The organism is Pararobbsia alpina, from assembly GCF_965118125.1.
GTDB classification, from domain to species: domain Bacteria; phylum Pseudomonadota; class Gammaproteobacteria; order Burkholderiales; family Burkholderiaceae; genus Pararobbsia; species Pararobbsia alpina_A.
The window spans coordinates 3,096,157-3,112,292 of record NZ_OZ221287.1; the positions used below are offsets into that span (position 1 = coordinate 3,096,157).

A 16,136-nucleotide genomic window follows, 5' to 3' on the forward strand; every position below is an offset into this window, starting at 1 on the left:
GATGCATTTGGATACGTTCGGTAAAACTGTCTGCACTTGAGCAATCGATGTGCCCGGCCGCCACGCGCGCCCCGCGCGCGTCCTCAGGCCGCGCCGACGCGCGTTTGGGCCATGTCGGTGATACACGCGTAACGCACGCGCAAGCGAGAAACGCAGCGACGCGTGCAAGGACGCACAGGCTGCCGGCCCAGCGCTTCAGGACGTTGCATCGGGGCATATGTCGCGAGGCGTGTCAGGACGCTGACCGGGCGATGCACGCGGCTCGGTGTGGCCCGACCTGCGGCCCGGCCCGTGATTGATTCATCAGACGAAGGACCGAGTGCGACGACCTCGCGTCGAGGCGTCAGGGCGTCAGGGCTTCGCACCCTGCGCTCTGCTTTGCCCCCGGCGCGCTACTTAAGGTTGAAATCGACCCGCGTCGACGGCCCCTTGTCCTTGATGCCGTTCGAATCGAGTTTGGGCGCGACGATATAGACGCGCTGCAGATCCGTCTTGCCCTCGAAGTACTGGAGCACCGCCGCCGCACGATGCTGCGCGAGTTCACGCAGTTGCTCGCTGTCGACCTTCGTGTGATCGAGCATCAGCTGCTTCATCTGGTCGTCGGGAATCGACTTCGTGAAGCCCACCAGATTGGTCTCCTTCTTGAAGTCGGCAGCCTTGTAAGCGCGCGTCAGGTATTTGTCGTATTCGTCCGCGCCGATCGTGATCGAGTCCGTGTCGATGCTCTCGCCTTTGCCGACCGTATCCTTGATCTTCTGCGCCTTGATCTGCTGATCGACCTGCGCCTCGCGCAATGCGGGCTCGTCGACCGCCGGATCGACACGCCCGATCAGATCGAGCTTGATGCTCGTCTTGTCGTTGAGCACCTTCGCCACGGTATCGAGTTTCTTCTTCTGGTCGTCCGACAGCGCGGCCGAACCGGGCTTGAATTCGACGTAGCCCAGCTCCTCGGAATGGCCGCCAAACATATTGGCAATCAGCGAGAACGGCGCCGTCACGGCTTTTTCGAGCAGGTTCAGCACGGCCTGCCAGATCAGGCCGCCGATGCTGAACTGCGGGTTCGACAGCGACCCCGACACCGGGATGTTGACGTCGATCTCACCGCGCGAATTCGTGAGCAGCGCGATCGCGAGCTTGACCGGCAACTTGGTCGCCGTATCGTTGTCGACGTGATCGCCAAACGTAAGCTGGTCGATAAAGAGGTGGTTGTCGGCGCTCAGATGGTCATTGTCGAGCACGTAGTGCAAGTCGACGTTGAGCTTGCCCTTCGTGATCGGATAGCCCGCGTACTTGGTCGAGTACGGCGTGAGATTCGTGAGTTCGACATCGTGGGCGGCGGCCGTCAGGTCGAGCGCCGGGATCCGGGTCAGCGGGTTGATCGAACCCTTGATCGTCACCGGGCCGTTGGCCGACAGGTTGGCCTTGATATCGACCGGTGCGGCCGTCGTCGAGTGCGTGCCGAACGCGCCTACGGTGCCGTTGATATCGACCAGACGCGCCGTGTAGTTCGGTTGCACGAAGTTGTCGGTATAGACCGCGCGGCCATTACGCAGCACGAGCTGGCCGAATCGCAGATCGAGGCCGGGTTGCGTCATGTTCGCAGCCTGCACGGGCACGCCGCTCGCTGCAGCCGGCGCGCTGGCCGCCGTGCCTGCGACGGCCGCAGCCTCGGAAGCCGGCACGACTGCGGCCTGCCCTGCCGCCCCCTGAGTCGCACCGAGCGCCGGTGCGCCATTGCGGGTCGGGGCGATGGGCGCTGCCGCGGCCGTGGCAGTTGTAGCGGCTGTGGCCGACGCGGCCCCGCTGGCCGCGATGGCCTTCGACGTTTCGTGATGCGACTTGACCGGCGCCGACGTCTGAGCCGTCTCGGACGCAGCTTCGTTGGCCTGCGTCGACATCGACTGCGCCGGTGCCCCCGGCTTCGCCACGATGTCCTTGAGATTGAGCTTGCCCTGTTTGTCGAGCACGACGCTGCCGTAGAAGCCCGCGAACGTCACCAGCCCGGCCGACACGCTGGTGTTCTTCTCATCCTTGCTCACGACAAGCTTCGACAACGACAGCGTGCTCCAGCCCGCAAACGGATCGGACGTGACCTTGTCGAGCATGCGGACTTCCGTCATCGACACCTCGCCTTTGTAGCCCGTCTTCATTGACGGACCACTGCCCGAGAGCGTCGCATCGCCGCTTGCATTGAGGCGCGCGCTCGCCACGGTCACGTTGAGGAACTGGCCGAAGTACGGCTCGACGGTGGCGATATCGAGGCGCTTTGCGTCGACGTGCAACGCCAGGTCGAGCGGCTTGACCGTCACGCGGCCATCGGCATCGAACGTGCCGGTCTTGTTCAGCGTCCCGGCTGTCTTGACCTTGAGCGGCTTGGTCAGGTCGTCCGTGACGTCTTCGATCGTGACGTCGAGCGGATTGATCGATACCGACACGGGCTTCGATGCGGTGCGATCGGTGAAGTCGACGCTCGATTGCTTGAGCGACAGCGAGTGGATCTGATAGTGCCAGGCCACCGCCGTCGGCTCGCCCTTGACGGCTTTGGCCGCCGCCTGGATCGTCGGGCTGCGCGACATGTCAGGGCCGTGCTCGCCGCCGCGTTGCAGCTTGACGAGGTCGATCGAGCCGTCCTGAAGTCGCTGCCCCTTGAGGGCGAGGTTCTGCAATTCGACCGATTTGATGACCGCTTCACGATCGCCAAGATCGACATGGTCGATCTCCGCGAGTGCATGACCCAGCGACAACGCCTGCTGCTTCGATTGCTCGTAGGCGAGCGCAACGTCGTTGAGGCCGATGGACATCGCGCCGATATGCATCGCGAACGGCGCCTTCGACCAGTCCGCGTCGATCGGTCCCTTGACGTCGAGTGTGCCCTTCGTCACGACACCCGCGACGAACGGCGACAAGTACGGCTGACGCGGCGCCAGCGGGATGTTCTTGATATCGAGGTTCACGCTCGTGCGACCCTGGCTGAGCCAGAGGTCACCGTCGGCATTCAGGACGCCTCCACCCGTGTCGGTGCTCGCAACCGTGTAGTGCGCGGGATCCTTTCCGAGGGTGGAGAAACGGTCGAGCACGACGTTGAGGTCGTTGATGTCGAGATGGACGGGCTGCGCGGACGTCGGCAGATGATCGACGACATCGATATCGGCGTGATCGATCGCGAACTTCTGGATGACGAGGTCGATCGGCGCGGGGGGCGCCGCCTCGGCCACTTCGGTTGCCGAGGCCGATGCCGATGCCGATGCCGATGCCGACGCCGACGCCGATGAAGCGGGTGCCGCGGCCGTGGCCGGTGCACTTGAAGAGGCGGTCGCGGGCGGCACTGCTGCTGTGGTACTTGCCGGCGTCGACGGGGTGGCGTTCGACGCGTTAGCCGATGCTGAAGCCGACGCGGGCGCCGGCGGCAAGGTCAACACATTGAGCTTGCCCTGCGCATCGCGTGAAAGATGTACGACGGGTTTGCTCAGGCGGATCTCGTCGAAATGAAAGACACGGCGCAACGGTTCGAGCGACGATGCCGCCACGTGAATCGTATCGGCCTGCGTCAGCGCGGTGCCGTTGTGATCCGTGACATCCAGACCGGCCAGGTCGACCGTGCCCGATACGATCAGGCTCGGCTTGTCGTCCGTCACGAGGAAGCGCACATCGAGATTCGACGACAACGCCCCGCTCCTGACCACCACCGGCAACGCCGCCGGCGAATACGACAACAATTTCGGCACATCAAGCTTGTCGAACTGCACCGATATATTGGACTCGCGCGTGTCCTTGAAGGGTTTGGTTTTTCCCGATATCTCGAGCGGACTTCCGTCGATGCGCATCTTGAGCAAAGGCTGCACAAAAATATCGGTCTTCGAATGCAACGTGGCAATAAACGGAATACCGATCTGCCAGTCGTCAATCACGTGCTTCGTATTGAGCACCTGGTCGTCGAAATCGATGCGTCCATCGATCAGCTTGATATTTGAAATCGAGAAGCGAGGTGGTTCGTTTGATGCGGGCTTGGGTGACGGCTGCGAAAACTTGTCGACGATGTCGGAGAAATTGAAGCGCTGCGGCGCAGTGCGCACGAGATGAAAGCGCGGCGATTGCAACGTGATTTCATCGACAACGGGTGCAAACCGGAATATCGAGCCCCAAGACGTATGGACCACAAGCTTGTCGAATCCGGCAAACGGGCCGGCATTGTTGCGCTCGTTGACCGCAACCTGATCGATCTCGAGATTCAGCGTGTAGGGATTGAGCGCAACGCGACCGATCGTGACAGGACGATCGAGTGTTTCGGAGAGTTTCTGTTCGGCGATATGCCGGATCAACGGGGGCGCTGCAAAGAAACCGAGCAACCCGAAGATCACGAGCGCGATAACAATTCCGAGCAGCCAGTGGTGTGTCCTGCGTGCACGTCCGACCTGGATCAGACGCTGTTTGACTACAGCGGGCGACAGCTTGTGCGACGTCGACATGGGCGGGCTCGTGGGCTGATCGGAATCTCATGATCCGCTACGAGTATAACAATCGGGCAAGACACAGTAACCGACAAACTTGAAGCAGACAGTAACTCGATAAACCTTTCGACCCTCTGCGAATTCGCTCGAATCGTTGCATATCGGTGAAAAGTATCTTCACCAGTCAAGGGTTTTTCTGCGTCCTCATAAAACCTAAGATGCACTTACCGACTCGCTCGAAGCCCACTCCGGGACTCGCGAATCAAGCCAGACAAAGAGGTGTCATCATGAACGCACGTATTCTTTCGATCGCCGCTGCTGTTGTTCTTTCCGCTGCTTCGGTGGGCGCTTTCGCACAATCGTCACAAGACAATCAAGCTCAGCAACAAACCAGCCAGCAGGCATCGTCGGCTCAGCATCACCGCTTCTATCACTACGTTGAATCGCATATCACGGCCGCTCACAACGACCTGTATCGCGGTCATTGATGAGGATATCGTCGCGTACGTCACACGTCGCGACGGTCACTGACAGCGCACCGATCCGGGGTGTTGTCACGGCCCATCCTTGCGATGAGCCGGTCCGCTGCGCCGATCCGGCGTAGCGGATTTTCCGTTTCTTCAGAACGTCACGCCCGACACGAGCATCACATTGGCATAGGGTGTGCATTCGCCGGTACGCACCACGGCACGCGCACGACGCGAGAGTGCCTTCAGTTCCTGATGCGTCACCACGCTACGCGGGCCGATCACGTCGAGCGGCAGCGCGCTGAACCATGCATCCCCGCGTTCGAGGGTTTCGCTGGCCACGATATGCGATTCGACCTGCATCTCCGACAACAACACCTCGATCGTTGACGCAATGCCCGGAATACCCGGTGTCAGGGCAAGATCAATCACTTCAACAGGCTCATCGTGCGGCGCCGGCATGCCGGCATCGGTGACGAGCACCATATCGCCATGACCGAGTGTCGCGACAAGACGTGACAGATCGGCATGGAGCAAACGCGTTTTCTTCATTGCAGCGCTTCTTGTAATGCGTGCTCCGGCGGCGCACCGACAGGTGCGTGCCGAAGACACCGGGAAGTCCCTTGGCGGGACAGATTGGGCTCTCGCCCGAGGACGAGCGACGTCAGATCGTGACTTCGCTCAGATGCGGGATCGACGGCTGCGCACCGGCGCGCGTGACCGACAGGGCCGCTGCGGCGAGGCCGAAGCGCACCGCCTCGTCGACGCTGCGCCCCGAGGCAAGCGTCGCCGAGAAACCACCGACAAACGTGTCGCCCGCAGCCGTCGTATCGACGGCATTGACCTTGCGGGCCGGATAATGCGTGCCACCATCGGTTGCGTCGTGCTCACCGAGCACGAACACGCCCTGACTGCCCAGCGTGATGATGACGTTGCGGGCGCCCTGCTCGCGCAGCACACAAGCGGCACGACGCGCGGCATCCGGCGTGTCGACCTTGACGCCCGACAGCGCCGCGGCTTCGATCTCGTTCGGAATCACAAAATCCGTCGCTTCGAGCCAGCCCTTGGGCAAGGGGCTCGTCACCGGCGCCGGATTGAGCACGACCGTGCGGCCATGGCGACGCGCGGTCTGCATTGCGGCCAGCACGGTGTCGCTCGGCGTTTCAAGCTGGAACACGGCGACATCCGCATCCGCAATCCTGCCCTCGCGCTCCGCGATCAACGCGGGCGTCAATGCGCCGTTGCTGCCGGCCACGATCACGATCGAATTCTGGCTTGCGTCGTCAACGATGATCAACGCAACACCGGTCGGCAACGCCTCGTCCGTTGACACGCCCGTGCAATCGATGCCCTCGTCCTCGAGGCCTTGCTTGAGCTGGGCGCCGTTGCCGTCATGCCCGATGCGACCAATCATGGAAACGCGCGCGCCAAGCCGTGCGGCTGCCACAGCCTGGTTGCCGCCCTTGCCACCGGGCACCTGCGCGAATGTCTGACCGACCAGCGTTTCGCCCGGCTGCGGCATGCGCGGCGAGCGAACCACGAGGTCCATATTGAGGCTGCCGATTACTGCGACACGGCCTTGCCGTCGACCATTTTGCGCTTCCACTGCTATACCTTTTGTTGATTGGAGAGGTTGGATGTGTAAGCCGTCCCGGCGGGCGGCGCGCTCGACTCGCGAACCAGCAGACGCGGCTCGATCGTGATCTTGCGCATCGGTCCCGTGACCGCGCCACTGATGCGATCGAGCAGCGCGCTCGCCGCCGTCTCGCCCAGGCGCAGGATAGCTTGCCCGACCGTCGTCAACGACGGATACACATAACGGCTGAGTTCGACATCGTCGAACCCGACAATCGAGCAATCGTCCGGCACGCGGATGCCACGCTCTGCCGCTGCGCGCAGCGCGCCGATGCCCATCAGATCATTGCCCGAGACGATTGCGGTCGGCGCGAGCGTGTCGAACAACGCCGCTGCGGCAGCATAGCCGCCGGGGCTCGAGAAATCGCCCGCGACGATCGCGCCGGGTGGCACTTCGAGGTCATGCTCGGCCATCGCCTGCCTGAACCCCGCGACGCGCATCACGCTGACGGCAGTCGTCGACGGGCCGGCGATGCAGCCGATGCGCCGGTGACCAAGTTCGATCAGATGACGCGTCGCCATCGCGGTGCCCGCTTCGTGGTCGATCTGCACGAGATCGGCACGCAGGCCCGCGATCGGACGATCTACGATCACCACCGGAACACCCGCATGGTTGAGCGCGGTTGCGACCTTGCTGTCGTCGCCCGCGGAGGCCACGATCAGACCGTCGATCCGCTTTTCGTGAAGCACGCGCAGATACTCGCGCTGCGTCTCGATGTCGTTATCGGAATTGCAAAGAAACACGCAATAACCGTTACGCCGGAAGTGCCCCTCGATCCCGCGCGCAATTTCAGCGAAGTACGGGTTCGTGTTGTTCGGCACGATCAGGCCGATCGTCGCCGTCGCCTTGGCCTTGAGCGAACGGGCCACGGCGGACGGCACATAGTTGAGTTCGGCGATCGCGGCGAGCACGCGGGTACGCTTGTCGTCACTGACCGGGCGCGAATTGTTCACGACGTGAGACACCGTCGTGTACGACACGCCCGCGAGTGCGGCAACGTCCTTGATGGTCGACATGGTTTCGCTGACCTCTTGTTCTTGTTCGATGCGTTAAAAAATCACCGCTGCATATCGCACGACGTCGCGCCACGCAACGTCTTGCGGTCCATCACGCGCGGCGCTTTGCGCGCTGACTGCGATACGTATCCAGCACGACGGCGACGACGATCACGGCACCCGTGATGATCCGCTTGGTCGGTTCGTTCGCGCCGATCTGTGCGAGGCCGGCGGCAAGCACCGAAATGATCAATACGCCAAAGAAGGTGCTGATCACCGAACCGCGGCCGCCCATCAGGCTCGTGCCGCCGATCACCACGGCTGCGATGACCTGGAGCTCGGCGCCCGCGCCGGCGTTCGGATCCGCCGCTTCCAGGCGCGACACCTGGAACAGTGCAGCAAGACCCGAGAGCGCGCCCATCAGGGCAAACACGATGACCTTGTACGGACGCGGATCGATACCGGCGAGGCGCACCGCCTCTTCGTTCGTGCCGATGCCGATCAGGTAGCGGCCGAACACGGTGCGCGTGAGCACAAGCTGTGCCACGATCATCACGACCACGGCGATCACGAACGCCGGTGAGATACCGACCGCGATCGGGTTGGCCAGCCAGTCGAACGCATCGCCGATGTACGACGTGCGCGAGTTCGTGAGCTGGTACGCGAAGCCGCGCGCCATTTCGAGCACGCCAAGCGACACGATGAACGACGGGATCTTCCAGCCGACGGTCACGCCACCGGTCAATGCACCCGCGAGCGCGGCAATCACCAGGCCGAACAGGCCCGAGACGATCGGGTTCAGGTGCCACTGGAGCGACGCGACGCTGACCGCCGATGCGGCGAGTGCAAGCACCGAGCCCACCGACAAGTCGATGCCGGCGATGATCAGCACGAAGGTCATGCCCACCGCCATCACGACCAGATCGGGAATCTGGTTCGCGATCGTGATGAACGTGTCGTACGTCAGGAAGTGCGAGCTGAGTACCGAGAACAGCGCGATCATCGCGATCAGTGCGCCCGCGAGACCCAGGTAGCTGTTGAGCCCCATGCGCGTGCCGGCATTGACCGAGCGCGCCGGTGCGGGCGTCGTCGTATCGGTCGGCTTGTTCGAGGAAGTGTTCATGGTGTTTCTCTGGTCAGTAGTTCTTCACGCTTCGCGTAGCCCGAGAACGCCGCAGCCAGCAGGCTGTCTTGCGTCCATTCGTCACGCTTGAAAGTCTGGACAAGCTTGCCGGCCGACATCACGCCGATCCGGTCGCAGATCAGCATGAGTTCGCGCAGGTCGCTCGAGACGACGACAATCGCCTTGCCCTTGCGCGATTCGGCGCCGAGCAGGCCGTAGATATCGAACTTGGCGCCGACGTCGATGCCGCGCGTCGGTTCGTCGAACAGCAGCACTTCGCAATCGTGCTCGAGCCAGCGGCCGATCACGACCTTCTGCTGATTGCCGCCGGACAGTTCGCCCACCGGTTGCTGCCAGCTCGACGAGCGGATGCGCATCGCGCCGATCTGGCGATGCGATAGCGCCTCTTCGCGGCCGCCGTCCATGATGCCCATGCGCGACACGACACCGAAGTTGCCGAGCGCAAGGTTCGCGCCGATCGACTGCGTCAGCAGCAGGCCTTCGCCCTTGCGGTCTTCCGTGATCAGCGCGATGCCCTGCTCGACGGCGTCGGCAGGCGACTTGATCTTGAGCGGCACCGGCGGGTTGCCGAGCGACACCGTGCCGCTGTCGGTCGGGTCCGCGCCGAAGATCATGCGCATGAGTTCCGTGCGGCCCGCGCCGATCAGGCCGCTGATGCCGAAGATCTCGCCGCTGCGCACTTCGAACGACACGTCCTGCACGACATGACCGCGCGTGAGCTTGTCGACGCGGAACATCGGCGCGCCGATCTTGCGCTCGCCGAGATCGATCGATTCGCCGATATCGCGGCCGACCATCTGCGTGACGATGCGGTCCGTCGTGTAGTCGGCCATCTTGCCGACGCTCACGAGCTTGCCGTCGCGCAACACAGCGATCCGGTTCGAGATGCGTGCAAGCTCCTCGAGCCGGTGGGAAATGTAGATGATCGACACGCCTTCGCGCTTGAGCCGCTCGACCTGCTCGAACAGCAAGTCGACTTCGCGGCCCGTGAGCATCGCGGTCGGCTCGTCGAGAATCAGCACGCGGCAATCGCCAATCAGATTGCGCGCGATTTCCACCATCTGCTGGTGGCCGATGCCGAGTGCTTCGACGGGGGTGTCGGGGTCGAGCGAATCCAGGCCCACGCGCGCCATCGCCAGGCGCGCATCTTCGCGCAGCTTGTTGCGCGAGATCCAGCCCAGGCCCCTGACGCGGGGCAATTGATTGAGGAACAGGTTTTCGGCGATCGTCAGCGTCGGCAGCAGGTTGAGTTCCTGCATCACCATGCGCACGCCTTGTGTTTCGGCATCGGTGCGGCTCACCGGCGCATAAGGCCGGCCGCGATACGTCATCGTGCCATGCGTCGGCGTCACCAGGCCGCCGATGATCTTCGACAACGTGCTCTTGCCCGCGCCGTTCTCGCCTGTCAGTGCGAGGACCTCGCCGGGAATCAGCTCGAGGTCGACACCCGCCAGCACCGGCTCGGCGTACGTCTTGCCAATGCCGGTGACCGTCAGCACCGCCGTGCCCGGCTGCTGTGCGGCGGGCGTCTGTGCAACTGCTGTCATGCCCTCTCCTTCCTTGTTGCCCGCTGCCCATGGCCGTCGCGTCGTGTGGCGCGGTGTGGCCGGGTTCGGGTCGAACCGTTTTGTGTCCTGCTTTGACTACACACTGCGGGTCATGCAAAACCGCTTTGCAACATGCCTTACGACATTGCTTGCAACAGACTTTGAAGATCGCCTGCTGCACGAGGCAGCAGGCGAGCCATCCGGCAATCTGTTACAGAAGCCGATACTTACTTCTTCGTCACGAGCTCAACCGGCGTTTCCACGATGTCTTGCAGGTCGCTTTGCTTCTTGTGGTCCTTCAGCGCTTTCAGAGCCGTATCGATACCGAACACGGCTTGCTTTGCGGCGAACTGGTCAGCCGTAGCGAGCACGCGACCGTCAGCCAGCATCGGCTTGATAGCGGCGATGTTGTCGTAACCGACGACCTGGACCTTGCCTGCACGGCCTGCAGCGCGAACGGCCGACACGGCGCCGATGGCCATGTTGTCGTTACCGGCGAGCAGTGCCTTGATGTTCGGGTACTCGTTGAGCATCGCCGATGCGATGGCGTTGCCCTTGTCGATTTCCCATTCACCCGACTGCACCGAGTCGATCTTCGCGCCGACCGCCGTCATCGCGTCCTTGAAGCCCGCCGTACGCTGCTGGGCATTGGTCGTCGTCGACACGCCTTCGATAATGCCGACTTCGTCGCCTGCCTTCAGTTGCTTGGCCAGGTAGTCGCCCACCAGCTTCGCGCCCTTGCGGTTGTCCGGGCCCACGAACGGCACCTTGATGTCCTTCGACTTCACGACGTCCGGGTCGAGGCGGTTGTCGATGTTCACGACGATGATGCCTGCGTCGATCGCCTTCTTGATCACGGGAACCATGGCCTTCGAGTCAGCCGGTGCGATCACGATGGCATCGACCTTCGACACGATCATTTGCTCGACGATGCGGATCTGCGCGCTCGTGTCGGTTTCGTTCTTGATACCGTTGCTGATCAGGTCGAAGTCAGCCGGATGCTGCTTCTGGTAATCCTTCGCGCCGTCTTCCATCGTCAGGAAGAACTCGTTGGCCAGCGACTTCATGACCAGTGCGACCTTCGGCTTGTGATCTTGTGCTTGCGCGCCGAGCGGCAGCATCGAGGCAGCAGCCAGTGCAACACCGGCGGCGAGGATGCGGCGGCGAATGATTTGCTTCATGGAACGTCTCCTGAGTGTGTTGAATACGGTGCGGTGGGCTTCCTGGCAGAGAACTCCACTCGCTGGCCGGCTTCTTGTCGGCCTTGCGCCCCCCGTAATGCGACATCCGTGATGCACGTTAACACCCATAGACAGTCGTATAACGGGAGTACGGAACACCAAAAATATCGCAAACGTTTGCGAAACGGATGATCTTGCGAACCGTATGCGATGTCAATCGCGTGACGTTTTGCAGTGCATCAGAAACCTTCGTCACTGCAACGCGATTCACGACACTAGCCGATTGCCCAATCGCCCGCAGGGCGGCGCTGAGCGCGTGTTACCCGCAAATGTGCACAGAGTGGGAAATAAGGAATGCGGCGTGTGCGCGCTAGGTGTTTTCCCTAGCGGAGATGACCGATTTTTGAGCGAAAAAAACACACACGCCGACACGTCCGGTCGGCGTTCAGGAAACATTTGCCCCCTACACGATGTATGGCGCGAAGCGGGTTGAAACGAGGTTCAGCGAACCGGCGTCGTTGACGGCACCACCACCGACGCGTCGACCGGAGCGGCAAGGCTGCGCGACACCATCTCCGCTACGCAGGCCGGTCGCTCGAAACCCTGCAGCTCGATCGTCACGCTCCAGACGAATTGCCAGCCGGGCCCTCCGGTCAGCGTGTCGGCTGGGTCGAGGCGATCGGCAGATTTGATGGCGACGCGCCCGCGCACCGCGCTACCGACCGGCACCGGCGCCGTAAATCGCACGCGATTCAGGCCGTAGTTGACGCCCATCACCGCACCCGTCACGCGAACCGAGTTGCCAAGCAGCATCGGCAGCAGCGACAGCGTCAGAAAACCGTGCGCGACCGGGCCGCCGAATGGCGACTCGCGCTTCGCGCGTTCGACATCGACGTGGATCCATTGATGATCGCCGGTCGCCTGCGCGAACAGATCGACCTGCGACTGCGTGATCGTCTGCCACTCGGTGACGGCCAGTTCCTGCCCGACCAGCGTCGGGATGTCTTCGAAAGCGATCTCGCGCACGGGAGCCTCACACTCGGTTGTACCCACTGCCTCAGCATCGCAAGACTTCGGCAACCCTGCACGACGGGACATTCCGGGATTGCCTGCCACCCCAAAAAGTGCACGGGCGTTCGATTGAACGATCCCGTGCCACTGTCAGATGCGCCCAACGACGCGCTTGCATTTGAATTTTATTGTTATACAGTAACGCTCCTTATTCGTTACGTTATAACACTACGCGTCGCCGACCTCGACGCAACTCAATCCAATAACACCATGCGCACACTCACGCCCATCAGCCGTGCCGTTGCCCTGCTTGTCTCCCTTAGTGCCGCCCTCCCTCTCGCAGCCTTCGCTCAGACCTCGACGGCGGGCGCGGCAACCGATGCCCCGGCGACTGACACTCCCGCGCCTTCCGCAACATCGGGCACGACAGCCGGCACGGGTGGCGCAAGCGCCTCGGGCGCGGCACAAGGCGCCGCGTCCACGCTCGATGTGAACGTCAATGCCGCACGTCTCGACAAGGCACGTAACGGACTTCAGCCGGAGACCGGGAGCAGCGTCTACACGATCGACCAGAAAGCCATTCAGACGCTGCCTGCCGGACAGGACACGCCGCTGAACCAGGTGCTGCTTCAAGCCCCGGGCGTGGTGCAGGACTCTTTCGGGCAACTGCACGTACGCGGCGACCACGCCGACCTCGAGTACCGGATCGACGGCATCATCATTCCGGAGGCCATCAGCGGTTTCGGCCAGGCGCTCGACACGCATATCGTCGACTCGGTGAGCCTGTTGACGGGCGCATTGCCCGCGCAGTACGGCTACCGGACGGCGGGCATCATCGATATCAAGACCAAGAGCCCGACGAGCAACGGCGGCGAAGTCGGCGTCTACGGCGGCAGTCACGGCACCCTCGACTACGACGCGACGGTCTATGGCACGCAAGGCGCCCTGACCTACTTCTTCACAGGCTCGCTTGACCAGAACAACCTCGGCATCGAAGCACCGACGTCGAATGGCTCGCCCCTGCACGACTTCACGCGCCAGCGTTCCGGCTTCGGCTATCTGTCCTATCTGCTCAACCCGTTGACGCGGGTCAGCGTGATGTTCGGTGCCAGCTCGGCGCGCTTTGAGCTGCCCAACACGCCGGGGCTCGATCCGCAATTCTCCCTTGCAGGGCATCCGACTTTCGATTCGGCCAACCTCAACGAGAACCAGTACGAGCTCAACGAGTTCGCCGCAGTCGCGTTGCAAGGCACGAACGGCGACGCACTCGACTATCAGGTCGCCCTGTTCACGCGCTATACGCGCACGCAGTTCAACCCCGATCCGGTAGGCGACCTCATCTTTAACGGTGTGGCGTCGCAGGACTATCACAACAATGTCGCAAGCGGCATCCAGTCCGACTTCACCTATCGGCTCACGCCCACGCATACCCTGCGTTTCGGCGGCTTCGTGCAGCAGGAGCATGCGACCTTCCAGGACTCGGTCAGCGTGTTCGCGGCGGATGCGGACGGCAATCAGCTCAGCGATGTGCCTTTCACGACGTCGAGCGAGAGCGGTAAAACCGGTTATCTCTACAGCCTCTACGTCCAGGATGAATGGAAGCCCTTCGATCGCCTGACGATCAACTACGGCTTGCGGTATGACCGCATGGATGAGTACGTCACGGCGAGTCAGTTGAGCCCGCGCATCGGCCTCGTCTACGACCTCACGCCGACGACCAAGGTGCATGCAGGGTATGCGCGCTATTTCACGCCGCCCGCATTCGAGCTCGTCAACGGCGGCACCGTCAACCAGTTCCAGGGCACAACGAACCAGACCGAAGTCACGCAGAACGACATGGTCAAGCCGGAGCGTTCGCACTATTTCGATGCCGGCATCCAGCAGCAGTTCGGACCGCACATCACCGTCGGCCTCGATGCGTACTACAAGAAGTCGACCGATCTGCTCGACGAAGGTCAGTTTGGCTCGGCGCTGATCTTCTCGCCGTTCAATTACGCGAAGGGCCGCGTCGTGGGCGCCGAACTGACGGCGAACTATCACGACGAAACGTTCTCGGCGTATCTGAACCTCGCCTATAGCCACGCCCAGGGCACGGACATCGATAGTGCCCAGTTCAACTTCGGCGCCGACGAGCTCGCGTATATCGCGACGCACTATGTGAACCTCGACCATGACCAGTCGTGGACGGGGTCGGCCGGTGCGTCCTACACGTGGCAGCGCACGACATTCACTGCGGACATGTTGTTCGGCAGCGGCCTGCGTTCGGGCTTCGCGAACACCGACAGCCTGCCTTTCTATGCGCAGGTCAATCTGGGCGTCGTGCAGAAATTCAATGCGCCCTACTTTGGCCCGTTCACGGCGCGCTTTGTCGTGCTGAACCTGTTCGACCGCGTGTATGAACTTCGCGACGGGTCGGGCATCGGGGTCGGTGCGCCGCAATTCGGACCGCATCGCGCGTTCTATGCGGGCTTGTCGAAGCCGTTCTGACACGTGCCCCCTTTATGCCGGAGACGGCGGCTGACGCGGAGGAGTCCGGGACAACGGGCACGCGTCACCGTCGCGCGAGATCGGTATCGACGGCAAGCGCGACGACTCGCTCGCGCGATTCAACGCAGGAGGATTGACTGATGGATCTGTTTTCGTCTCAAGCGGTAGTGAGCGCCGCGCACGCGGTAGGCTGGGTGCTCGTGCCGCTGGCCGTGCTCGGCGCAGCCGCGTTCGGACTGATTGCCGAGCGATCGCTCGTCCTGTGGCAAGGCGCATCGAAGCTAAGCGTCGTCGCCGCGCAGGGCGTCGAGGCTTGCCTCGCCACGTTGCCGGCACGCCATGCCGCGCGCGACTGGCTGGCTCCGGTTATCGCCAACGGCGGGCTGCACAGTGCGCCACTGTGGTGGCTCGAAGTTCAGCTCGAGTCCGGCGCGACGCGTATCGAGAAGTCACTGAATCGGGGACTCTGGCTGCTCGACACGATCGTCACAGCGGCACCCCTCGTCGGCCTGTTCGGCACCGTCACGGGCATGATGGAAGCGTTCCGCCTGATCGGCGCCAACGGGGTTGTCAATCCATCGGGCGTCAGCGGCGGTGTCGCGCAGGCGCTGATCGCCACGGCGATCGGTCTTGTGATTGCCGTGTGCTCACTGATTGCGTTCAATGCGCTGACCCAGCGCGTCGATGCGACACTCGATGAAATGCAATCGCTTGGCGCACAGTTACTCGCGAATCTCCGTCGCGAACGCGAATCGGACTCGATCGACGACGGGGCCACCGCGTCGGTGCACACGTTGAACACCGCCCTATGAAGCTCAAACGCGCGCGCCGCTCGCGCCGGGGACGCATCGAGATCATTCCGATGATCGATGTGATGTTCTTCTTGCTCGCGACCTACCTGCTCGCGTCGCTGTCGATGCAGCGCCTCGACGCCCTCCCGATCGCCTTGCCCGACGGCAAGACCGCGCCGCTACCCTCGGCCGCCCCGCTGACGCTGAGCATCGACCGGCAGGACCATATCGAAGTCGGCGGGCACGCGGTCGCGCTTGCCGATGTCGGCAATGCAGTCCGGCAACAGCTGCACGACGATCGCAAGGTCATCGTCGCAGCCGACGACAAGGCAACACAAGGCACAGTGACGCGCGCGATGCTCGCCGCGCAAAACGCGGGTGCGCGCGCGTTGTTGATCGTGATCCGGCATGAAGGATAACGAGCGGACG

Annotated in this window: 12 protein-coding genes; 4 read left to right on the forward strand and 8 right to left on the reverse strand. The window is 62.7% G+C overall.

What is annotated here, in order from left to right:
• Positions 1 to 392 precede the first annotated feature (392 nt).
• Positions 393 to 4,466, reverse strand: coding sequence for a DUF748 domain-containing protein (locus ACMFWR_RS13420; RefSeq protein ID WP_413192140.1), 4,074 nt, complete (start codon positions 4,464 to 4,466; stop codon positions 393 to 395).
• A gap of 269 nt (positions 4,467 to 4,735) precedes the next feature.
• Here ACMFWR_RS13420 and ACMFWR_RS13425 point away from each other — a divergent pair, with 269 nt between their 5' ends.
• Positions 4,736 to 4,936 (forward strand): hypothetical protein, encoded by a 201-nt coding sequence (locus ACMFWR_RS13425; RefSeq protein ID WP_413192141.1) that lies wholly within the window; start codon positions 4,736 to 4,738, stop codon positions 4,934 to 4,936.
• Between the two features lie 132 nt (positions 4,937 to 5,068).
• Here ACMFWR_RS13425 and rbsD read toward each other — a convergent pair whose 3' ends face one another.
• From rbsD to ACMFWR_RS13460, 7 genes are all read right to left on the reverse strand, one after another.
• Positions 5,069 to 5,467 carry a D-ribose pyranase gene (rbsD, locus tag ACMFWR_RS13430; protein ID WP_413192142.1) on the reverse strand — a complete coding sequence of 133 codons (399 nt, stop codon included), beginning with the start codon at positions 5,465 to 5,467 and terminating at the stop codon, positions 5,069 to 5,071.
• Positions 5,468 to 5,579: 112 nt separating this feature from the next.
• Positions 5,580 to 6,464 (reverse strand): ribokinase, encoded by an 885-nt coding sequence (gene rbsK / locus ACMFWR_RS13435; RefSeq protein WP_413192143.1) that lies wholly within the window; start codon positions 6,462 to 6,464, stop codon positions 5,580 to 5,582.
• Between the two features lie 59 nt (positions 6,465 to 6,523).
• Positions 6,524 to 7,567, reverse strand: a complete 1,044-nt coding sequence (locus ACMFWR_RS13440) for a LacI family DNA-binding transcriptional regulator (RefSeq protein WP_413192144.1) — start codon at positions 7,565 to 7,567, stop codon at positions 6,524 to 6,526.
• 91 nt (positions 7,568 to 7,658) lie between these two features.
• Complete coding sequence (locus ACMFWR_RS13445) at positions 7,659 to 8,669, reverse strand: ABC transporter permease (RefSeq protein ID WP_413192145.1); 1,011 nt, start codon at positions 8,667 to 8,669, stop codon at positions 7,659 to 7,661.
• Positions 8,666 to 10,237 (reverse strand): sugar ABC transporter ATP-binding protein, encoded by a 1,572-nt coding sequence (locus ACMFWR_RS13450; protein ID WP_413192146.1) that lies wholly within the window; start codon positions 10,235 to 10,237, stop codon positions 8,666 to 8,668. The genes ACMFWR_RS13445 and ACMFWR_RS13450 overlap by 4 nt, the downstream gene beginning before the upstream one ends.
• Before the next feature lie 227 nt (positions 10,238 to 10,464).
• Entirely contained in the window at positions 10,465 to 11,418 is a 954-nt protein-coding gene (locus ACMFWR_RS13455; RefSeq protein ID WP_413192147.1) for a sugar ABC transporter substrate-binding protein, read from the reverse strand.
• Between the two features lie 501 nt (positions 11,419 to 11,919).
• On the reverse strand, positions 11,920 to 12,444 hold the full coding sequence (locus ACMFWR_RS13460; protein ID WP_413192148.1) for a MaoC family dehydratase: 525 nt from the start codon (positions 12,442 to 12,444) through the stop codon (positions 11,920 to 11,922).
• A 255-nt stretch (positions 12,445 to 12,699) separates the two neighbouring features.
• On the opposite strand from ACMFWR_RS13460, the gene ACMFWR_RS13465 reads away from it, so the two are divergent.
• The 3 genes from ACMFWR_RS13465 to ACMFWR_RS13475 all read left to right on the forward strand — a co-directional run bounded on the left by ACMFWR_RS13465 (position 12,700) and on the right by ACMFWR_RS13475 (position 16,126).
• On the forward strand, positions 12,700 to 14,916 hold the full coding sequence (locus ACMFWR_RS13465; RefSeq protein WP_413192149.1) for a TonB-dependent receptor: 2,217 nt from the start codon (positions 12,700 to 12,702) through the stop codon (positions 14,914 to 14,916).
• 140 nt (positions 14,917 to 15,056) lie between these two features.
• Positions 15,057 to 15,728 carry a MotA/TolQ/ExbB proton channel family protein gene (locus ACMFWR_RS13470; RefSeq protein WP_413192150.1) on the forward strand — a complete coding sequence of 224 codons (672 nt, stop codon included), beginning with the start codon at positions 15,057 to 15,059 and terminating at the stop codon, positions 15,726 to 15,728.
• Positions 15,725 to 16,126: an ExbD/TolR family protein gene (locus tag ACMFWR_RS13475; protein WP_413192151.1), complete on the forward strand. Its 402-nt coding sequence runs from the start codon at positions 15,725 to 15,727 to the stop codon at positions 16,124 to 16,126. Before ACMFWR_RS13470 ends, ACMFWR_RS13475 begins: the two co-directional genes overlap by 4 nt.
• The last annotated feature ends 10 nt before the right edge of the window (positions 16,127 to 16,136 follow it).